Origin of the sequence: Janibacter melonis (assembly GCF_003721155.3) — a bacterium.
Lineage (GTDB): Bacteria > Actinomycetota > Actinomycetes > Actinomycetales > Dermatophilaceae > Marihabitans > Marihabitans melonis.
Map to the genome: position 1 here is coordinate 3,332,122 of NZ_CP044548.2, position 20,514 is coordinate 3,352,635.

Genomic DNA, 20,514 nt, shown 5'->3' on the forward strand with positions numbered 1-20,514 from the left:
CGGCAGACTGGACCCCGGTATGAGCGAGACCCTGACTCCCCTTCGCGCAGCTGTCGCCGATCTCCCGGTCGTGACCGAGCTGCTGTCCCACGCACACCGCACCGACGAGGTCGACCTCTCCGTGCCCCCGGGCCTGCGCGCGCCGGTCGTGTCCCTCCTGAGCCGTCCGGTCGACCCCGGGGCGAAGGGGGTGGCCCCCCTCCTCGTCGTCACGGCCACCGCGCGCGAGGCCGACGACCTCGCGAGCGCCCTGCGCTGCCTGCTCGACGAGCCCTCCGTCCTCACCTTCCCCAGCTGGGAGACGCTGCCGCACGAGCGGCTCAGCCCGCGCAGCGACACGGTCGGACGTCGCCTCGCCGTGCTGCGCCGGCTGGCCCACCCCTCGCCGGACGACGCCGAGCACGGCCCGGTGCAGGTCGTCGTCGCGTCCGTGCGAGCCGTCCTGCAGCCGATCGCGAAGGGGCTCGGCGACCTCGAGCCCGTGCGCATCGCGGTCGGTGACGAGCGCCCCCTCGCCCAGCTCGTCGACGCCCTGGCGGCCGCGGCCTACACGCGCACCGACCTCGTGCAGCGGCGCGGCGACTTCGCGGTGCGCGGCGGGATCCTCGACCTCTTCCCCCCGACGGAGGAGCACCCCGTCCGGGTCGAGCTCTTCGGCGACACGGTCGAGTCCATCCGGCACTTCAAGGTCGCCGACCAGCGCAGCCTCGGCGAGGCCCCGGCCGTGTGGGCCCCGCCGTGCCGCGAGCTGCTGCTCACGCCGGCCGTGCGGGCCCGGGCGGCCGAGCTCGCCGAGCAGCTGCCCGGCGTCGCCGACATGCTCCACAAGGTCGCCGAGGGCATCGCCGTCGAGGGCATGGAGTCCCTCGCGCCCGCCCTCGTCGAGGGCATGGAGTCCGTCCTCGACGTGCTGCCCGAGGGCGCACGGGTCGTCGTCAGCGACCCCGAGCGCGTGCGCACCCGCGCCCACGACCTCGTCTCGACGAGCGAGGAGTTCCTCCAGGCCTCGTGGGCGAACGCCGCGAGCGGCAACGCCGTGCCCGTCGACCTCGAAGGGGTCCTCGGCACCGCCTCGCACTGGACCCTCGCCCAGGCCCGCGACCACGCGGTCGACCTCGGGCTCGGCTGGTGGACGCTCACCCCCTTCGCCGCCGACACCGAGCTCGCCGACCAGATGGCTGACGCCGTCGAGCACGAGCACGTCGCCCTCCACGTGCCCGCGGTGGAGCCGCCGCGCTTCCGCGGCAACACCGACGCCGCGGTCGAGCAGCTGCGCACCTGGCACGACGCGGGCTGGCGGGTGCTCGTCGCGACCGACGGCACCGGCCTGGCCGACCGCGTCCGCGAGGTCCTGCGCGACCACGACATCCCCACCCGTGAGGGCACCTCGCTCGAGCCCGGCGTCGTCGCGGTCGCGGTCGCCTCGCTCGGGACCGGCTTCGTCGCCGAGGAGGACCGCCTCGCGATGCTCACCGAGGCCGACCTGCTCGGCTCGAGCGGGTCGACCGGCTCGACGCGCGACATGCGGCGCATGCCCTCGAAGAGGCGCAAGCAGGTCGACCCGCTCGAGCTGCAGCCCGGCGACTACGTCGTGCACGAGCAGCACGGCGTCGGCGCCTTCGTCGAGATGATCCAGCGCACCGTGCAGGGCGCGACCCGCGAGTACCTCGTGCTCGAGTACGCACCGAGCAAGCGCGGTCAGCCCGGCGACCGGCTCTTCGTGCCGACCGACCAGCTCGACCAGATCACCCGCTACGTCGGCGGCGAGACCCCGACGGTCAACAAGATGGGTGGCAGCGACTGGAAGGCGACGAAGTCCAAGGCGCGCAAGTACGTCAAGCAGATCGCCGGTGAGCTCATCCGCCTCTACAGCGCGCGGATGGCGACGAAGGGGCACGCCTTCGGCCCCGACACCCCGTGGCAGCGCGAGCTCGAGGAGGCCTTCGCCCACGTCGAGACGCCCGACCAGCTCGGGACGATCGAGGAGGTCAAGACCGACATGGAGCGCGCGGTCCCGATGGACCGCCTCATCTGCGGCGACGTCGGCTACGGCAAGACCGAGATCGCCGTGCGCGCCGCCTTCAAGGCGATCCAGGACGGCAAGCAGGTCGCCGTCCTCGTGCCGACGACCCTGCTCGTCCAGCAGCACCTCAACACCTTCTCCGAGCGGTACGCCGGATTCCCCGTCGTCGTGCGCTCGCTGAGCCGCTTCCAGAGCGACAAGCAGGCGAAGGAGGTCATCGCCGGGCTCGCCGACGGGTCCGTCGACCTCGTCATCGGCACCCACCGCCTCCTCGGCTCCGAGGTGAAGTTCAAGGACCTCGGCCTCGTCGTCGTCGACGAGGAGCAGCGCTTCGGCGTCGAGCACAAGGAGCAGCTCAAGGCGATGCGCACCGCCGTCGACGTCCTCGCGATGTCGGCGACGCCGATCCCGCGCACGCTGGAGATGGCGGTCACCGGCATCCGCGAGATGTCGACCCTGGCCACGCCGCCCGAGGAGCGCCACCCGGTGCTCACCTTCGTCGGTCCGCACGAGGACAAGCAGGTCGCCGCCGCGATCCGGCGCGAGCTCATGCGCGAGGGCCAGGTCTTCTACGTCCACAACAACACGAGCTCGATCGAGCGCACGGCCGCGCACATCCGCGAGCTCGTGCCGGAGGCCCGGGTCGAGACCGCCCACGGCAAGATGGGCGAGCACCGTCTCGAGCAGGTCGTCCTCGACTTCTGGGAGCGCCGCTTCGACGTGCTCGTGTGCACGACGATCGTCGAGACCGGCCTGGACATCTCCAACGCCAACACCCTCATCCTCGACCGGGCCGACCGCCTGGGCCTGAGCCAGCTGCACCAGCTGCGCGGCCGCGTCGGTCGAGGCCGCGAGCGGGCCTACGCGTACTTCCTCTACCCGAGCGAGGCGCCGCTGACGGAGACGGCGCACGACCGGCTGCAGACCATCGCGGCCAACACCGATCTCGGGGCCGGCATGCAGGTCGCGATGAAGGACCTCGAGATCCGCGGCGCGGGCAACCTGCTCGGCGGCGAGCAGTCCGGGCACATCGCCGGCGTCGGCTTCGACCTCTACGTGCGGATGGTCGGCGAGGCCGTCGCCGACTTCAAGGGCGAGGGCGAGGCCGCCCCGGCCGAGGTGCGCATCGAGCTGCCCGTCGACGCCCACCTGCCGCACGACTACATCCCGGGGGAGCGGCTGCGGCTCGAGGCCTACGCGAAGCTCGCCGGCGCCCAGACCGAGACCGACATCGACGAGATCGTCGAGGAGGTCGTCGACCGCTACGGGCCGCTGCCCGAGCCGGTGCGCAACCTCGTCGCGGTCGCCCGGCTGCGCGTCGTCGTGCGTCGCGCGGGCCTCACCGACGTCGTCGCCCAGGGGCAGAACGTCCGGCTCGCGCCGGTCCGGCTGCGGGAGTCCCAGCAGCTGCGCCTGGCCCGGGTCTACCCGAAGTCGCTGTACAAGGAGGGCACCGGCACGGTCCTCGTGCCCCGCCCGACGACGGCGCGGATCGGGGGGTCCCCCCTTCGCGACCAGGCGGTGCTCGACTGGGCCGCCGAGCTGATCCGTACGGTGATGCTCGATGATGTGATGGACACTGGGGCGCAGAGCCCCCGACGCGCAGCACCCGAAAGGACCTCGTCGTGACCCGACGCCCCCGTCTCGCCCTCGCGCCCCTCGCGCTGGCCCTCGCCGTCGGCCTGGCCGGCTGCGGCTCCGAGCAGGTCGAGGAGGTCGGCCAGACCTGGCCGTCCGAGGCCGCCGCGACGGTGGGCGACCACACGGTCACCGTCGGCGACGTCCAGGAGGCGACGAAGGGGACGAACGCCTTCATCCGCGAGCAGGGCGGCCAGCAGCAGCTGACGACGCGCGACGTGCTCTCGACGCTGATGTTCGCGCCGCAGATCATCGAGGCGGCCCAGGGCGCGCAGGCGCAGGTCCCGACGAGGGCGACCGTCGAGCGCGTCCTGCGCGACCTCGGCATCGAGCCGTCGGCGGGCACCGTCGAGTTCATCCGGGCGCAGAGCGTGCGCGAGCAGCTCACCCCCGAGCAGTCGCAGCAGGTCGCGCAGCTGCTCGGCGACGCCGACGTCAGGGTCAACCCGCGCTACGGCACCTTCAGCGCCGACCAGGGCCTCACCCAGGGCTCGCCGGACTGGCTCGAGCCGCTGCCCGAGCCGGACGCCCAGCAGCAGGCACCGCAGCAGCAGGCGCCCGGGGCCCCCGAGCCCACGCCCGCTCCCTGAGCGTGACCGCCCGCGTCGTCCTCCTGGCGAGCAGCCCCCGGGTAGCCCCGGGCCTGCTCAGCCGTGATGCGTGGCGCTGCCTCGAGGGCGCGTCCTCGCGGTGGTGCCGCTCGGACGACGAGGCGCTCGCCGGCGCGGTGCGCTCGGCCGGTCTGCCCGTCGAGAGCGTCGACGAAGGGGTGACCCCTCCCGTCCTCGCCCGCCGGCTCGTCGCCGCGACGCAGGGCGGGCGCGAGGTCGTCTGGGTCGGGTCGGCCGACGGCGACCCCGGGCTGTCCGACGCGCTCGCCGCGGAGCTGTCGGCGCTCGCGGACCCGCCCGAGATCGAGGTGCTCGTCGGGTCCTGGGACGTGCCGGGCGCGCGGCTGCTCGACGCCGTCGCCGTCATGGACCGCCTGCGCAGCCCCGGCGGGTGCCCGTGGGACGCCGAGCAGACCCACGAGTCGCTCGTGCCGTACGCGCTCGAGGAGGCCGAGGAGGTCGCCGAGGCGGTCGCCGGCCTCGCCGACGGCAGCCACCGCTACGAGGACCTGCGCGACGAGCTCGGGGACCTCCTGCTCCAGGTGCTCTTCCACGCCCGGGTCGCGACCGAGGCCGAGCCGGGACCGACCGCGGCAGACGCCCCCTTCGACATCGACGACGTCGCCGCGACCCTCGTCGCGAAGATGGTCCGCCGTCACCCCCACGTCTTCGGCGACTCGACGGCGAGCACCCCCGCCGAGGTCGAGGAGCAGTGGGCGCAGATCAAGGCCCAGGAGCGCGCCGACCGCGCCGCCCGCCGCGAGGCCTAGCCCCCGTCAGCGCCAGTCGACGCTCGTAGCACGCGGGATCGGGAGGGGGCCGTCCGGCGTGTGCGCCCGAGACCGGCTGGGCCGCTCGATACCCTCGGCCCTAGGCTCGCAGGGGGAGCACCTGCCCCCTTCGCCCATCCGACAGGAGTGACAGACGTGGCCACCATCGAAGCCATCGGCGCCCGCGAGATCCTCGACTCGCGCGGCAACCCGACCGTCGAGGTCGAGGTCGCCCTCGACGACGGCAGCATCGGCCGTGCGGCCGTGCCCAGCGGTGCCTCCACCGGCGCCTTCGAGGCGGTCGAGCGCCGCGACGGCGACAAGAAGCGCTACCTCGGCAAGGGCGTCCAGGACGCGGTCCGCGCGGTCGAGGAGGAGCTCATGCCCCAGCTCCTCGGCTACGAGGCCAGCGACCAGCGCATCGTCGACAACGAGATGCTCGCCATCGACGGCACCCACAACAAGGGCACCCTCGGCGCCAACGCCATCCTCGGCGTCTCCATGGCCCTCGCCCACGCCGCGGCGCAGTCCAGCGAGCTCCCGCTCTTCCGCTACCTCGGCGGCCCGAACGCGCACGTCCTGCCCGTGCCGATGATGAACATCCTCAACGGCGGCAGCCACGCGGACTCCAACGTCGACATCCAGGAGTTCATGATCGCGCCGATCGGCGCCCCCTCCTTCCGCGAGGCGCTGCGCTGGGGCACGGAGGTCTACCACCAGCTCAAGGCCGTGCTCAAGGACAAGGGCCTGTCGACCGGTCTCGGCGACGAGGGCGGCTTCGCGCCGAACCTCGGCAGCAACCGTGACGCGCTCGACCTCATCATCGAGGCGATCACGAAGGCGGGCTTCACCCCCGGCAAGGACATCGCGCTCGCGCTCGACGTCGCGGCCAGCGAGTTCTGCGAGAAGGGGAAGTACACCTTCGAGGGCAAGAAGCGCTCCGCCAAGGACATGGTCGAGTACTACGCCGAGCTCGTCGACGCCTACCCGCTCGTGTCCATCGAGGACCCGCTCGACGAGGACGACTGGGAGGGCTGGGTGGCCATCACCGAGCGTCTCGGCTCGCTCGTCCAGCTCGTCGGCGACGACCTCTTCGTCACGAACCCCGAGCGCCTCGGCCGCGGCATCGCCGAGGGCGCGGGCAACGCCCTGCTCGTCAAGGTCAACCAGATCGGCACGCTGACCGAGACCTTCGACGCCGTCGCCCTGGCGCACCGCAGCGGCTACCGCTGCATGATGAGCCACCGCTCCGGCGAGACCGAGGACGTCACCATCGCCGACCTCGCGGTCGCGACGAACTGCGGCCAGATCAAGACCGGGGCGCCCGCGCGCTCCGAGCGCGTCGCGAAGTACAACCAGCTCCTGCGCATCGAGGAAGAGCTCGACGACGCCGCCGTCTACGCCGGCGCCGGCGCCTTCCCGCGCTTCCAGGGCTGACGGGTGGCTCGACCGACCGGTCGTCGTCCGGCGGGCTCCTCAGGGTCCGCCGGGCGCACCCCGCGCCCGACCCGCCCCCCTGGCCGAGGCCAGGGCGGGGCGGGCGCTCGTGCGTCCGGTCGTGGTCGCGCCACCTCGACCACCCAGGGCCCGCGGCGCCGCGTCGCCCTCACCCCGCGCCGATGGGTCGCGCTCGTCTCCGTGGGCTTCCTCATGACGATGATGCTGCTGCCCACGGCGAAGAGCTATCTCGACCAGCGCTCGCGGATGCACGCGCTCGAGACCCAGGTCGCCACCCAGGAGCGCGACGTCGCCGCGCTGCAGCGCCAGAAGGAGCTGTGGTCGACCGACGAGTACGTCGAGGCGCAGGCCCGTGAGCGGCTCAAGTTCGTCAAGGTCGGCGAGAAGTCGTACACCGTCATCGACGCCGACCCCGCCGCCAGCGACGTCGACCCGGAGACGGGCACCGCGACCGGCGAGGACCACGGCCCCTGGTACGAGCGCCTCGGCACCTCCGTCGAGGCGGCCGACGCACGCTCGGGGGCCGGCCGCTAGATGGCGACCTACGACGAGCACGGCAACGACCTCGACCGCGTGACCCAGGCCGACCTCGACGCCGTGACCGCCCAGCTCGGGCGACAGGCGCGCGCGGTCGTCGAGATCGCGGCCCGCTGCCCCTGCGGCTGCCCCGCGGTCGTGCGCACGGCGCCCCGCCTGCCCGGCGGCACGCCCTTCCCGACGTCCTTCTACGCGACCTGCCCCCGGCTCACCGGCGCCATCTCGACGCTGGAGAGCCAGGGCGTCATGGCCCAGATGAGCGCCCGGCTGCTCGAGGACGAGGACTACGCGGCCTCGTACCGGGCCGCCCATGAGGACTACCTCGCCCGCCGCGGCGAGCTCGGCGACGTGCCCGAGGTCGCCGGCATCTCCGCGGGCGGCATGCCGACCCGCGTGAAGTGCCTCCACGTCGTCGTCGCGCACTCGATGGCGGTGGGCGAAGGGGTGAACCTCCCCGGCGACGAGGCGCTGGCCATGCTGCCGCCGTGGTGGGAGAACGGCTGCTGCGGCGTCGTGCCGGGTGCCGCCGGCGCCGATGCCGCCGAGCAGACCACCGACGAGGAGTCACGATGAGGGTCGGCGCCGTCGACTGCGGCACGAACTCGATCCGTCTGCTCGTCGCCGACGTGGGGGAGCCGGACGAGGACGGCCGCTGCGCCCTCGTCGACGTCGTGCGACGCACCGAGGTCGTCCGGCTGGGCCAGGGCGTGGACCGCACCGGCACGCTCGACCCCGAGGCGCTGCGCCGCACCCTGGCGGTCACCGACGAGTACGCGCGGACCTGCGCCGAGCACGGTGTCGAGGCGATGCGCTTCGTCGCCACCTCGGCGTCGCGGGACGCGAGCAACGCGGCGGACTTCGTCGTGGGCGTGCAGCAGGCCTTCGCCGCGCACGGCCTCGAGGTGAGCCCGGAGGTCGTCTCCGGCACTGAGGAGGCGCAGCTGTCCTTCGCCGGTGCGACGGCGGGGCTCGCCGAGGCCGGGGTCGAGGGGCCCTACCTCGTCGTCGACCTGGGCGGCGGCTCGACCGAGCTCGTCCGCGGCACCGACGCGGTCTACGAGGAGATCTCGCTGGACATCGGCTCGGTGCGCCTGTCCGAGCGGCACTTCTTCTCCGACCCGCCCCAGCCCAGCGAGGTCGAGGCGGCCCGCTGGGACATCGCCGAGGCGCTCGACCGGGCCGAGACCCGCGTCGGCGTCGGCGGTCTGGGCGCGATCATCGGGCTCGCCGGCACGATCACGACGGTGACGGCGCACGCCCTTCGCCTCGATCGCTACGACTCCGCCCGCATCCACCTCGCCCGGCTCACCCCGGAGCAGGTGCTCGTCGCCGCCGCGGAGATCGTCTCGGCCGACCGCGACACCCGGGCCGCCATGCCGTACATGCACCCCGGCCGGGTCGACGTCATCGGTGCGGGCGCTCTCATCTGGCACGACCTCGTCGCCCGCGTCGTCGAGGTGACCGGCCCGGGCATCCCCGTCGTCACCAGCGAGAAGGACATCCTCGACGGGATCGCCCTCTCCGCCGCCAGCGCCCCCGCCTGAGCTGCCCCCCGTCCCAGCTTTCCCGCCCAGGGCGGGAAAGCTCGGCCTCGGGAAAGAAAAGTTCTTGCCCGAGGTCGAATCTTCCCGCCTTGGGCGGGAAAGTGGCTTAGAGCCCTTCCATCTAGGCTGGGTCTCGCCCCCGTGGCCCAACTGGCAGAGGCAAGCGACTTAAAATCGCCCCGGGTGCGGGTTCGAGTCCCGTCGGGGGTGCGAGGGCCGGTAGGGGCTCGTGCCACGATGTGGACATGCAGATCGCAGACCACATCTCCGAGCTCATCGGCAACACCCCGCTGGTCAGGCTCAACGCCGTCGTCCCGTCCGGGTCCGCCCTCGTCGCCGCCAAGGTCGAGTACCTCAACCCCGGCGGCAGCATCAAGGACCGGATCGCCAAGAAGATGGTCGACGCGGCGGAGGCCGAGGGGCTGCTCAAGCCCGGCGGCACGATCGTCGAGCCGACGTCGGGCAACACCGGGGTCGGCCTGGCCCTCGTCGCGCAGCAGCGCGGGTACAAGTGCATCTTCGTGTGCCCCGACAAGGTCGGCCAGGACAAGATCGACGTCCTGCGCGCGTACGGCGCCGAGGTGCGGGTGACCCCGACGGCCGTCGCCCCCGAGCACCCGGACAGCTACTACTCCGTCTCCGACCGGCTCGCCGCCGAGACCCCCGGCGGCTGGAAGCCGAACCAGTACGAGAACCCCAACGGCCCGGCGAGCCACTACGAGAGCACCGGCCCGGAGATCTGGGCGCAGACCGACGGCGAGATCACCCATCTCGTCGCGGGCATCGGCACCGGTGGCACGATCACCGGCACCGGTCGCTACCTCAAGGAGATCTCGCAGGGCCGCGTCAAGGTCATCGGGGTCGACCCCGAGGGCTCGGTCTACTCCGGCGGCAGTGGCCGCCCCTACCTCGTCGAGGGCGTCGGCGAGGACATGTGGCCCGGCGCCTACGACCCGTCCGTCCCGGACGAGGTCATCGCCGTGAGCGACGCCGAGTCCTTCGCGATGACCCGCCGTCTCGCCCTCGAGGAGGGCCTGCTCGTCGGCGGGTCCTGCGGCATGGCCGTCGTCGGCGCGCTGCGCGTCGCCGAGCGCGAGCCCGACGCGAAGATCGTCGTCATCCTCCCCGACGGCGGCCGCGGCTACCTCGGCAAGATCTTCGACGACGAGTGGATGGCGAGCTACGGCTTCACCAGCGGCGAGGAGGACACGACGACCGTCGGCGACGTCCTGCGCGTCAAGAGCGGCGACATGCCGGCCCTCGTCCACACGCACCCCACCGAGACCGTCCGCGACGCGATCGAGATCCTGCGCGAGTACGGCGTCTCGCAGATGCCCGTGGTCAACGCCGAGCCGCCCGTCGTCCTCGGCGAGGTCGCCGGCGCGGTGACCGAGCGCGAGCTGCTCGACGCCGTCTTCGAGGGGCGCGCCACGCTCGCCGACCCGGTGAGCAAGCACATGAGCCGCAAGCTGGCGCAGATCGGGACCGGCGAGAGCGCCGCGTCCGCGGTCGAGGCGCTCGAGCACGACGACGCCCTGCTCGTCGTCGACGGCGGCAAGCCGATCGGGGTCGTGACCCGCGCCGACCTCCTCGGGCACATCTCCGCGCGGACGAAGGGCTGATCATGGGAGAGCACGAGAGCGCGCTCGACGCGCACGCGAGCCAGGGCTTCTCGACCCGGGCCATACACGCCGGGTACTCCCCGGACCCGCTGACCGGGGCGGTCAACGTCCCGATCTACGCGAGCTCCACCTTCGCCCAGGACGGCGTCGGCGGGCTGCGCGGCGGCTTCGAGTACGCCCGCACGGGCAACCCAACCCGTCAGGCGCTCGAGGCCAACGCCGCCTCGATCGAAGGGGGACGCCACGGGCGCGCCTTCGCCTCCGGCATGGCGGCGACCGACGCGCTCCTGCGCGCCACGCTGCGCCCGGGCGACCACCTCGTCATCCCCGACGACGCGTACGGCGGCACCTTCCGCCTCATCGACAAGGTCTTCTCGCAGTGGGGCGTCGAGCACACGCCGGCACCGGTGGGTGACCTCGACGCCATCCGCGCAGCGATCCGCCCGACGACCAAGCTCCTGTGGCTCGAGACCCCGACCAACCCGCTGCTCACCATCGGCGACATCGCCGCGAGCGCGGAGCTGGCCCACGAGGCGGGCGCGCGACTCGTCGTCGACAACACCTTCGCCAGCCCGTACCTGCAGCAGCCGCTCTCGCTCGGCGCGGACGTCGTGCTCCACTCGAGCACGAAGTACATGGGTGGGCACAGCGACGTCGTCGGCGGGCTGCTCGTCACCGACGACGAGCAGCTCGACAGCGACATCGCCTTCATCCAGAACGGCTCGGGCGGCGTGCCCGGGCCCTTCGACGCGTACCTGACGATGCGGGGCATCAAGACGCTCGGCGTGCGCATGGAGCGGCACTGCGACAACGCCGAGGCCGTCGTCGACCTGCTCTCGTCGCGCCCGGAGATCTCCTCGATCCTCTACCCGGGGCTCCCGGAGCACCCGGCCCACGAGGTCGCGGCCCGGCAGATGCGCCGCTTCGGCGGCATGATCTCGGTGCGCATGGCCGGTGGGCCCGAGGCCGCGCAGCGGCTGTGCGCGCGGACGGAGATCTTCACCCTCGCGGAGTCGCTCGGCGGCATCGAGTCGCTCATCGAGCACCCGGGCGCGATGACCCACGCGTCGACCGCGGGCTCGATGCTCGAGGTGCCGGACGACCTCGTGCGCCTGTCCGTCGGCATCGAGGACGAGGCCGACCTGCTCGCCGACCTCGTCCAGGCGCTCGACGGCGTCTGACGCCCGCTACCCCGCCGGCTACCACGCAGTACTGGTCGCGATCGCGACCAGTACTGCGTGGTAGGTCGCACCGGGGAGGGGCGGGGCGAAGGGGGAGTCAGTCCCCGACCTCCTTCGCGGCCCAGCGGCGGCCCTCGTCGCCGCCCCAGGCGTCCCACGCGACGCGACCGGGGGAGGGGAATCCGTCCTCGCCCTGCGACCAGCCCTCCGCGTCGGCGTCGCCCGCGTGCCGCTCGAAGTACGCGTGCATCTTCTTCAGGTCGGCCTCGGGCACGTCATCTCCCCTCGCCAGCTGGTGGGCCCGGTCCCGGCCGGTGTCGGTGAAGCCCTGGCCGGCCTTGCCGTCCTCGATCCATCGCACGGCACGCTGCGCCGCCTCCTGCACACCCTTGGGGGGAGTGGTCATGACGTCCTCGTCTCTGCTCGGGGAGGACGAGCGTGGCACGGCCGACGAGCCCGGCTGTGGCGACGGCCGGGGTCTGTCCAGGGCCGGCGGGGGTCACGGCACCGCAACACCTGGCATCCCGCGGAATGCCGCGGGTACGGGGACCCTTAGTCTTGGTAAGACCTCACGGACCTACAGGAAGGCCCGACCCATGTCCAACCCCATCCTCGGCCGCGTCGAGCAGGACGCTCGCAACGGGTACGTCGGATTCCGCGACGACGCCCGGGCCCAGCAGGGCGGCTACCAGCAGACCCAGTACCCCCAGCAGGGATACCCGCAGCAGGGTTACCCCCAGCAGGGCGGCTACGGCCAGACCCAGCCCGGCTTCCCGCAGGAGCCCCCGATGCAGGGCGGTGGCTGGGGCGGTGGCGGCGGCGGTCGTGCGCTCACCATCGACGACGTCATCATGAAGACCGGCGCGCTCTTCGCCGTCATGATCGCCGTCGCGGTCCCCGCGTGGTTCCTCTCCCCGACCTTCGGCCCGATGATCTGGGGCGTCGGCCTGGTCGGCGGGCTCGGCATCGCGCTCTACCTCATGTTCTCGAAGAAGGCCGTGCACCCGGCGGTCGCCGTCGCGTACGCCGCCTTCCAGGGGCTCTTCGTCGGCGCGATCAGCCAGAGCTACTCCCGCATCTTCGACTACCAGGTGACCGGCGCGACCAACGTGCCGATCCACCAGGGCATCGTCTTCCAGGCCGTCCTGGCGACCGTCTGCGTCTTCGGCGCGATGCTCTTCCTCTACCGCAGCGGTCTGGTCAAGGTGACCCAGAAGTTCCGCGCCGTCGTCTCGATGATGATGCTCGGCTACTTCGTCTTCGCGCTCATCAACCTGGGCTTCGCGATGATCACCGACACCCCCTTCGGCATCGGCGGCTCCGGCCCGATCGGCATCGCGATCTCGGTCTTCGCCGTCGGCCTGGCCTCGGTGACCCTCATGCTCGACTTCGACAGCATCGAGACCGCCCTGCGCACCAACGCCCCGGAGTCCTACTCCTGGACCCTCGCGCTGGGTCTGCTCGCCACGCTCGTGTGGCTCTACCTCGAGATCCTGCGGCTCCTCGGCCGCCTGCGCTCGGAGTGACCTCGGTGCTGCCCCGTTCGCCCATCCCGGACGACGTGGCAGCCGAGCTCGACCGCGCGGTCCGACGGTGGCACCAGCTGCCGTTGGACCGCGCGGTCGCTGCGTCTGCGGGCGTGCGCGAGCTGCTCGGCGAGCTCGCCGGCGACATCCCGCCGGATCTCGGTCCAGCCGTCCTCATGGACCAGCTGCGGGTCGTCGTGCACGACCGGTGCGACGAAGGGGAGGTCCCGGGTCTCGCGGAGCGGCTCGCCGCGCTGCGGCTCGGGTGGTCGGCGTAAGGTCCGGTGGTCTCGAGGCTCCGGCCCCAGGGGGCCGTCGCACCTCGACCAGCGAGAGCGGGGCCGACGCACCTCGACCAGACATGGGCCGCCGCAGCTCGACCACCACGACGAAGGGCCCGGATCCGACCGGATCCGGGCCCTTCGTCGTGCCTGCGGGTGGGCTCAGGAGAGGCGCTCGTAGACGATCGCCATGCCCTGACCGCCGCCGACGCACATCGTCTCGAGGCCGAAGGTGCCGTCGGTCTCGCGCAGCCCGTTGAGCAGGGTCGCGGTGATGCGGGCACCGGTGGCGCCGAAGGGGTGGCCCAGCGCGATCGCGCCGCCGTGGACGTTGAGCTTGTCCTCGTCCATGCCGAGGTCGTCGGCGCTGGCGAGCACCTGCACGGCGAAGGCCTCGTTGATCTCGTAGAGGTCCATGTCCGAGATCGACATGCCGGCCTTGGCCAGCGCGCGCCGGCTCGCCTCGACCGGGCCCATGCCCATGATCTCGGGCGAGAGCGCGGAGACGCCGGTGGAGACGACGCGGGCGAGGGGGGTCAGGCCGAGCTCGGCGGCCTTCGTGTCACTCATGACGACGAGCGCGGCCGCGCCGTCGTTGAGGGCGCAGCAGTTGCCGGCGGTGATGACGCCGTCCTCGCGGAAGACCGGCTTGAGGGACTGCACGGCCTCGAGCGTGACGCCGGCGCGCGGGCCGTCGTCGGTCGAGACGACCGTGCCGTCGGCGAGGGTGACGGGGGTGATCTCGCGGGAGAAGAACCCGTCGGCGATGGCCTGCTCGGCGCGGTTCTGGCTGCGCACGCCCCACTCGTCCATCCGCAGGCGGTCCATGCCGCGCAGGGTCGCGACGTTCTCGGCCGTCTGACCCATGGCGATGTAGATGTCGGGGACGAGGCCCTCCTCGCGCGGGTCGGACCACGGGGAGTTCTCCGCCGCGATGCGCGCGGTGCGGGCCCGGGCGTCGGCGAAGAGCGGGTTCATCGCCTCCTCGTCGGAGCCACCGGCCCCGGAGAAGCTCTGGTACTGCGAGACGCACTCGACGCCGCCGGAGATGATCGCATCGGCCTCGCCGGCCTTGATCGCGTGGAAGGCCATCCGCGTCGTCTGCACCGACGAGGCGCAGAAGCGGTTGACCGTCGTGCCGGGCAGGTGGTCGTGCCCGCCGAGGACGGCGACGACGCGGGCCATGTTCGAGCCGTGCTTGTGGCTGGGCTCGGCGCAGCCCCAGTGCAGGTCCTCGATGTGCGAGGCGTCGATCCCGGCGCCGTCGAGCGCCGCGGCGACGACCTGCGCGGAGAGGTCGTCGGGTCGCACGTCCTTGAGGGAGCCCTTGAAGGCGCGTCCGATGGGGGAGCGGGCGGTCGAGACGATGACGGCGTCGGTCACTGGTCCTCCAGGTGTCAGCGGAGCCGGGCGGTCGCGCCGCGGCCCCACCGATACTAAGCGCCCGCTCAGCCCCTGACGAGGGGGCCGTGGGCACGCTCACCCGCGGGGGTGCCCGACCTCGCGCCGCCGACGAGCGGAGCGCTCAGATCGCGCCGTCGTGCACGGGGCCAGGCAGACGGCGGCGCAGCATCGCCCAGCGGCCGCGGGGCCCGGCCTGACGGCCGTCGACGGTCGCCGCGCTCACCTCGGTGCCGGGCCGGTGCACGGCCCGCCCGGCGGCGTCGTCGATCGTGCCGACCCCTTCGCCCCGGGCCGCCTCCGGCTCGGTGTCGCCGCTCGCGCCGGCCGGCCACGCACCGACGGCGGCCGCGACCGAGGGCAGCAGCGCGCTCGCCACGCGGGCGTACCCGGCCGGCGAGGGGTGGAAGCGGTCCTGGCTGAACATCACGGCCGGGCTCGCCTCGAACTCCGCGCCGAGCAGACCGCCGACGGACACGCTGCGCGCGCCCGCCTCGACGACGGCCACGGTCTGGGCGGCGGCGAGCTCACGGCTCCAGCGCCGCAGCAGCGCGCTCAGCGGGAAGGGGATGGGCTCGACGGTCCCGAGGTCGGGGCAGGTCGCGACGACGACGGGCACGTCGAGGGTGCGCAGGTAGCGCACGGTGCGCTCGAGGTGGCCGACCGAGGTGCTCCGGTCGATGCGGTGGGTGACGTCGTTGGCGCCGACGAGCACGACGGCGACGTCGGGGGAGTCGACCCGGCCGAGCGCCTTCGACAGCTGACCGGTGAGGTCGCTGGACTCGGCGCCGATGACGGCCTCGTTGGTCAGCCGCACCGGGCGGCCCATGATCGCCGCGAGACCGGTCGCGAGGATGCCGCCGATCGTCTGGAAGCGGTGGTCGGCACCCATGCCCGCCGCCGTCGAGTCACCGAGCACGAGCAGCTCGACCGGCTCGCCGGGGGCGGCGCCGTAGAGGCCGTCGTCGTCCGGGGCCCCCTCGAAGGGCTGGCCGACGATCTTGCGCGCGATCCTCGCCTCGACCTGGATGAGGGCGTACCCGAGCCCGGCGAGCGTGGCGAGCCCGGCGGCGGTCGCGCCGGACACCGTCGCGGTGCGCGCTGCGAGACGGGTCACGCTGGTCATCGGTTTCCTTTCGGGGCTGGTCCGGCCAGAGTAGGCACGCTGACATCCTCGGGGTCGATGATGCCAACGAACTGCTGCTGCACGGCGTTCCGCTCCTCATGACCTCCGGCACGCCTGACGAGAAGGACCCATGACTGACTACCCGCACCTCTTCGAGCCGCTCGACCTCGGCTTCACCACCCTGCCCAACCGCACGATCATGGGCTCGATGCACACCGGTCTGGAGGACCGGGTGCGGGACTTCGAGCGGCTCGCGGCCTTCTACGCCGAGCGGGCGAAGGGGGGAGCCGGCCTCATCGTCACCGGCGGCTTCTCGCCCAACCTCGAGGGCTCCTTCTACCCCGGGGCGTCGAAGCTGACGACGCACCGCGAGGCGCGCCGGCACCGCCAGATCACGCAGGCGGTGCACAAGGAGGGCGGCAAGATCGCGCTGCAGCTGCTCCACGCGGGCCGCTACGCCTACTCCCCGCTCAAGGTCGCCCCGTCGGCGATCAAGAGCCCGATCACCCCCTTCGTGCCGCGGGCGCTCTCCGAGCGCGGGGTGCGCCGGCAGATCCGGTCCTACGGCCGGGCGGCGGAGCTGGCCCGGGAGGCCGGGTACGACGGCATCGAGATCATGGGCTCCGAGGGCTACTTCATCAACCAGTTCCTCGCGCCGCGCACGAACCACCGAGAGGACGGCTGGGGCGGGTCGGCGGAGAACAGGCGGCGGATCGCCGTCGAGATCGTGCGGACGGCACGGGCGGCGGTGGGCGACGACTTCGTCATCCTCTACCGCCTCTCCGTGCTCGACCTCGTGCCCGACGGGCAGACGTGGGAGGAGGTCGTGGCGCTCGCCCAGGAGATCGAGGCGGCCGGCGCGACGATCATCTCGACGGGCATCGGCTGGCACGAGGCGCGGGTCCCGACGATCGCGACCTCGGTGCCGCGGGCCGCCTTCGTCGACGTCGCCGCGCGCCTGCGCGAGCACGTGCGGGTGCCGGTCGTCACCTCCAACCGGATCAACATGCCCGACGTCGCCGAGTCGGTGCTCGCCGCGGGCAAGGCCGACCTCGTGCAGATGGCCCGGCCCTTCCTCGCCGACGCTGAGTGGGCGATCAAGGCCCAGGAGGGTCGTGCCCAGGAGATCAACACGTGCATCGGGTGCAACCAGGCCTGCCTCGACCACACCTTCGAGCGCAAGACGGCCAGCTGCCTGGTCAACCCGCGCGCCGCGCACGAGACCGAGCTCGTCATCGGCCCGACCCGCACGGTCAAGCACGTCGCCGTCGTCGGCGCGGGCCCGGCCGGGCTGGCGAGCGCCGTCACCGCGGCGCAGCGCGGCCACCGTGTCGAGCTCTTCGAGGCCGGTGACGACATCGGCGGGCAGTTCGCTCTCGCGATGCGCATCCCCGGCAAGGAGGAGTTCGCCGAGACGATCCGCTACTACCGCACCCAGCTCGACCTCGCGGGGGTCAAGGTGCACCTCGGCACCCGCGCCGACGCGGACACCCTCGCCGACTTCGACGAGGTGGTCCTCGCGACCGGTGTCGAGCCGCGCGTGCCGCAGATCGAGGGCATGGACCACCCGAAGGTCCTCACCTACCCCCAGGTCGTGCGCGGCGAGGTCGAGGTCGGTCGACGGGTCGCCGTCATCGGCGCCGGTGGCATCGGCGTCGACGTCACCGAGTACCTGACGACGGGGGAGTCGACGACCCTCGACCTCGACGCCTGGCAGCGCGAGTGGGGCATCGACGCCCAGTCCGGCACCCGCGGCGGTCTCGTCGACCCCGTGCCCGAGGTCCCCGTGCGCGAGGTGTACCTCGTGCAGCGCAAGACCTCGAAGATCGGCGCCGGTCTGGGCAAGACGACCGGCTGGGTGCACCGGGCGGCGCTGAAGACGAAGGGGGTGCACCAGGTCGTCGGGGCCACCTACGAGCGGGTCGACGACGCCGGTCTGCACCTCCTCGTCGACGGCGAGCCACGCGTGCTCGAGGTCGACCACGTCGTCGTGTGCGCCGGGCAGGAGTCGGTGACCGACCTCGTCGAGCCGCTGCAGGCGAAGGGGGTCCACGTCACCGTCATCGGCGGCGCGGACGTCGCCGCCGAGCTCGACGCGAAGCGGGCGATCAAGCAGGGCACCGAGGTGGCGGCGGCCCTCTGAGCCCTGCGGGACCCGCGCCTGGCGCATCATCGAGGGATGCAGCGCTACGAGTCGTGGGTGGAGAAGCAGATCCGCGAGGCCACCGAGCGGGGCGACTTCGACGACCTGCCGGGGGCCGGTCGCCCGCTGACGGGTCTGGACGACCCGGACCCGGACTGGTGGGCGAAGCGGAAGATGGCCGCCGAGGGGCTCGACACCGTCGACGTGCTCCCGCCGGCGCTGCTCCTGCGCCGCGAGCGCGCCGGGTACCCCGAGAGCCTGCTCGACCTGACCAGCGAGGACGCGGTCCGCGCGGTGCTGCGCGACTACAACGCGCGGGTCGTCGACGAGCGTCGGCGACCCGTCGTGGGCCCGATCCCGCCGGTGCTCGCCCCGACCGTGGACGTCGACGAGGTCGTGGGGCAGTGGCGGGAGCTGCGCGACCGGCGGGCCGCGGCGCCCCCGGAGGTCACCGAGGGCACCGCCGAGCGCGTGGTCACAGCGCCCCGGCGCCGGTGGTGGCGTCGGGGCTGAGCGGGTCGCGCTGCGGTCAGCTCGCGCCGGTGTCCGTGGCGCCCTCGTAGACGCCGAGGACGTTGCCGTCGGGGTCGGTGAAGACCGCCCACCAGCTCGTCTCGCTGATCGGGGACTTCTCCATGACCACCGCACCGCCGCTCTCGCGGACCTTCGCGAGGGTCTCCTCGATGGAGTCGACCTCGACGTAGCTGCGGGGCTGGGTGAAGCCCTCGCCGCGCGGGGCGAGACCACCGCCGCTGATCTTGTTCGGCGCCTGCCACATCGGGTAGCCCTCGTAGCCGGGGATCTCGGCGATCTGCCAGCCAAAGAGGCCGTTGTAGAACTCGCTGGCCCGGGCCAGGTCGCTCACCGGGATGTCGATGTGGGTGATGTCTCCGTGGGGCATGACGGGCACTCCTGACTCGGGTCGTCGCTGACCCCGGTCAACCTAGGGCCCCGCACCGACAGCCCGCCAGGGCCGGTCAGGCAGGCGGCTCGACGTCGACCTGCGCGGGCACCTGGTCCTGGCGCACGAGGCCGACCTGGCAGGTCAGCCCGTTGGGCCCGTGGTTGCAGTAGCCGCCGGGGTTCGCGTCGAGGTACTGCTGGTGGTAGGGCTCGGCGTAGTAGAAGGTGCCGACCTCGCTCGCCGGGCGCTCCTCGGTCGTGATCTCGCCGTGGCCGTGCTCGGTGAGCTCGCGCTGGAAGGACGCGTGGGTCGCCTCGACGGCGGCCTGCTGCGCCGGCGTCGTCCAGTAGATCGCCGAGCGGTACTGGGTGCCGACGTCGTTGCCCTGACGGTTGGCCGTCGTCGGGTCGTGGTTCTCCCAGAAGGCCTTGAGGACTTGCTCGGGCGCGATCGTCGCGGGGTCGTAGGCGACGAGGACGCTCTCGGTGTGACCGGTCTGGCCGGTGCACGTCTCCTCGTAGGTCGGGTGGGGGGTGAAGCCGCCCATGTACCCGGCGGCGGTGGTGAGCACCCCGGGCAGACGCCACATGATCCGCTCCGCGCCCCAGAAGCAGCCCATCGCGATGTACATGACCTCGGTGCCCTCGGGCCACGGGCCGGTCGGGCTGACGTCGAGGACGCGGTGGGTGGTGGGGAGGGGGTAGCCGTACTCGGCCCGGCCCGGCAGGGCGGTCTCGGATGTGGGCATGGCGGGAGTCGATCGGAAACCGAACATGCCCTCATCATCTCACCCGCGCCTGGACCCGACCTGGGCGAAGGGGGGTGGGCAGTGCTCCCCATCGACCCTGTCGGCACCGCGGCCTACCCTGAGGGCAGTCACGTCAGGGAGGTGCGATGGGCCAGCGGGTGAGTCACGGTGCAGATGCCGAGGTGCTCGACGACGTCGCCGTGGCGCTGCGGCGCCAGGGCGACCTCATTGACGACGTCGGGGGCCGTGGGTCGGCGCACCTGGAGAAGCTGCGAGCGGCCTGGGACGGGCCGGACTTCGAGGATTTCGCCAAGCGCTGGCGCCGGGCGCACCGCCAGGTCGACGAGGCGGCTCAGGGCATCCGCGCCTACGCGAAGCTGCTATCGATGGAGTCGGACGACCAGCGCCGCTCCTCGAGCAGCCCGTCCGGCGGCACCGCTGACCTCGGGCACCGCAGCGGCGGGGGCACCGGCAGCGGCGGGGGCCGCGACCACGGCGGACCGGTCCAGGGCGGCGGCCACGCCACCGACGGCGGTGGTCACGGCGGCGGTGGGCGTGACCATGGGGGACCGGTCACCGAGATCGGCCGGGCTGGTGACGGCGGCGGTCGTGACCACGGCGAGCCGGTCACCGAGATCGGCCGTGCCGGCGAGGCGCACTGGGCCCCGGCGCACGAGGCGCACCTCGTCGCCGACGTCCCGGTCGTCGGCATCGGCGAGTGGGAGCCCGCAGACATCGGTCGTCCCCCCTTCGGCCAGCTCGAGACGATGCCCGCGGTCGCCGACACCGGCGAGGGCTTCTGGGACGACGTGCGCACAGGTGACATCTCGTGGACGGGTCCTGGCCGTCCGGTCATGGACCTCGTGGCGTGGGACCCCCTCGAGATCACCCGGTGGGACGACGTCGTCGGCGACCCGACGTGGCTCGCGACCGGCGACTGGCGCGGCCCGCGCTAGCCGCGGGCACGACGAAGGGGTGGCCCCACCAGCTGGTGGGGCCAC

Annotated in this window: 19 protein-coding genes and 1 tRNA gene; 15 read left to right on the forward strand and 5 right to left on the reverse strand. The window is 72.9% G+C overall.

All coding sequences use genetic code 11. The features are described 5' to 3' along the window. Positions 1 to 19 precede the first annotated feature (19 nt). The 10 genes from mfd (at position 20) to EEW87_RS16100 (ending at position 11,384) form a co-directional block, all read left to right on the forward strand. On the forward strand, positions 20 to 3,652 hold the full coding sequence (gene mfd, locus EEW87_RS16055) for a transcription-repair coupling factor (protein WP_123091236.1): 3,633 nt from the start codon (positions 20 to 22) through the stop codon (positions 3,650 to 3,652). Beyond that, positions 3,649 to 4,251 (forward strand): hypothetical protein, encoded by a 603-nt coding sequence (locus EEW87_RS16060; RefSeq protein WP_123091235.1) that lies wholly within the window; start codon positions 3,649 to 3,651, stop codon positions 4,249 to 4,251. The genes mfd and EEW87_RS16060 overlap by 4 nt, the downstream gene beginning before the upstream one ends. Before the next feature lie 2 nt (positions 4,252 to 4,253). Then, entirely contained in the window at positions 4,254 to 5,042 is a 789-nt protein-coding gene (locus EEW87_RS16065) for a MazG nucleotide pyrophosphohydrolase domain-containing protein (protein ID WP_123091234.1), read from the forward strand. A gap of 156 nt (positions 5,043 to 5,198) precedes the next feature. Next, complete coding sequence (eno, locus tag EEW87_RS16070) at positions 5,199 to 6,479, forward strand: phosphopyruvate hydratase (protein WP_123091233.1); 1,281 nt, start codon at positions 5,199 to 5,201, stop codon at positions 6,477 to 6,479. Between the two features lie 3 nt (positions 6,480 to 6,482). Continuing rightward, on the forward strand, positions 6,483 to 7,034 hold the full coding sequence (locus tag EEW87_RS16075; RefSeq protein ID WP_148041538.1) for an FtsB family cell division protein: 552 nt from the start codon (positions 6,483 to 6,485) through the stop codon (positions 7,032 to 7,034). Further along, entirely contained in the window at positions 7,035 to 7,610 is a 576-nt protein-coding gene (locus tag EEW87_RS16080; protein WP_123091231.1) for a DUF501 domain-containing protein, read from the forward strand. Next, positions 7,607 to 8,581 carry a Ppx/GppA phosphatase family protein gene (locus tag EEW87_RS16085; protein WP_123091230.1) on the forward strand — a complete coding sequence of 325 codons (975 nt, stop codon included), beginning with the start codon at positions 7,607 to 7,609 and terminating at the stop codon, positions 8,579 to 8,581. Before EEW87_RS16080 ends, EEW87_RS16085 begins: the two co-directional genes overlap by 4 nt. Positions 8,582 to 8,716: 135 nt before the next feature. Next, a tRNA-Leu gene (locus EEW87_RS16090) sits at positions 8,717 to 8,791 on the forward strand. Between the two features lie 35 nt (positions 8,792 to 8,826). Then, a complete protein-coding gene (locus tag EEW87_RS16095) occupies positions 8,827 to 10,203 on the forward strand; it encodes a cystathionine beta-synthase (protein WP_123091229.1) in 1,377 nt (458 codons plus the stop codon). A 2-nt stretch (positions 10,204 to 10,205) separates the two neighbouring features. Then, entirely contained in the window at positions 10,206 to 11,384 is a 1,179-nt protein-coding gene (locus EEW87_RS16100) for a cystathionine gamma-synthase (RefSeq protein WP_123091228.1), read from the forward strand. Positions 11,385 to 11,481: 97 nt separating this feature from the next. On the opposite strand, the gene EEW87_RS16105 is transcribed toward EEW87_RS16100, so the two are convergent. Then, a complete protein-coding gene (locus tag EEW87_RS16105; protein WP_123091227.1) occupies positions 11,482 to 11,790 on the reverse strand; it encodes a hypothetical protein in 309 nt (102 codons plus the stop codon). A 190-nt stretch (positions 11,791 to 11,980) separates the two neighbouring features. On the opposite strand from EEW87_RS16105, the gene EEW87_RS16110 reads away from it, so the two are divergent. Continuing rightward, positions 11,981 to 12,910 (forward strand): Bax inhibitor-1/YccA family protein, encoded by a 930-nt coding sequence (locus EEW87_RS16110; RefSeq protein ID WP_123091226.1) that lies wholly within the window; start codon positions 11,981 to 11,983, stop codon positions 12,908 to 12,910. A 35-nt stretch (positions 12,911 to 12,945) separates the two neighbouring features. Next, positions 12,946 to 13,188 carry a hypothetical protein gene (locus EEW87_RS16115; RefSeq protein ID WP_148041537.1) on the forward strand — a complete coding sequence of 81 codons (243 nt, stop codon included), beginning with the start codon at positions 12,946 to 12,948 and terminating at the stop codon, positions 13,186 to 13,188. A 165-nt stretch (positions 13,189 to 13,353) separates the two neighbouring features. On the opposite strand, the gene EEW87_RS16120 is transcribed toward EEW87_RS16115, so the two are convergent. After that, entirely contained in the window at positions 13,354 to 14,574 is a 1,221-nt protein-coding gene (locus tag EEW87_RS16120) for an acetyl-CoA C-acetyltransferase (RefSeq protein ID WP_123091224.1), read from the reverse strand. 142 nt (positions 14,575 to 14,716) lie between these two features. After that, positions 14,717 to 15,718: an SGNH/GDSL hydrolase family protein gene (locus EEW87_RS16125; RefSeq protein WP_068273214.1), complete on the reverse strand. Its 1,002-nt coding sequence runs from the start codon at positions 15,716 to 15,718 to the stop codon at positions 14,717 to 14,719. 130 nt (positions 15,719 to 15,848) lie between these two features. Here EEW87_RS16125 and EEW87_RS16130 point away from each other — a divergent pair, with 130 nt between their 5' ends. After that, positions 15,849 to 17,861, forward strand: coding sequence for an NADPH-dependent 2,4-dienoyl-CoA reductase (locus EEW87_RS16130; protein WP_123091223.1), 2,013 nt, complete (start codon positions 15,849 to 15,851; stop codon positions 17,859 to 17,861). 36 nt (positions 17,862 to 17,897) lie between these two features. Continuing rightward, positions 17,898 to 18,374: a DnaJ family domain-containing protein gene (locus tag EEW87_RS16135; RefSeq protein WP_123091222.1), complete on the forward strand. Its 477-nt coding sequence runs from the start codon at positions 17,898 to 17,900 to the stop codon at positions 18,372 to 18,374. A 16-nt stretch (positions 18,375 to 18,390) separates the two neighbouring features. On the opposite strand, the gene EEW87_RS16140 is transcribed toward EEW87_RS16135, so the two are convergent. After that, positions 18,391 to 18,762 carry a VOC family protein gene (locus tag EEW87_RS16140; RefSeq protein ID WP_123091563.1) on the reverse strand — a complete coding sequence of 124 codons (372 nt, stop codon included), beginning with the start codon at positions 18,760 to 18,762 and terminating at the stop codon, positions 18,391 to 18,393. A gap of 76 nt (positions 18,763 to 18,838) precedes the next feature. Next, positions 18,839 to 19,513, reverse strand: a complete 675-nt coding sequence (msrA, locus tag EEW87_RS16145; RefSeq protein WP_225985051.1) for a peptide-methionine (S)-S-oxide reductase MsrA — start codon at positions 19,511 to 19,513, stop codon at positions 18,839 to 18,841. A 158-nt stretch (positions 19,514 to 19,671) separates the two neighbouring features. On the opposite strand from msrA, the gene EEW87_RS16150 reads away from it, so the two are divergent. Then, positions 19,672 to 20,469: a WXG100 family type VII secretion target gene (locus tag EEW87_RS16150; protein WP_163562486.1), complete on the forward strand. Its 798-nt coding sequence runs from the start codon at positions 19,672 to 19,674 to the stop codon at positions 20,467 to 20,469. The last annotated feature ends 45 nt before the right edge of the window (positions 20,470 to 20,514 follow it).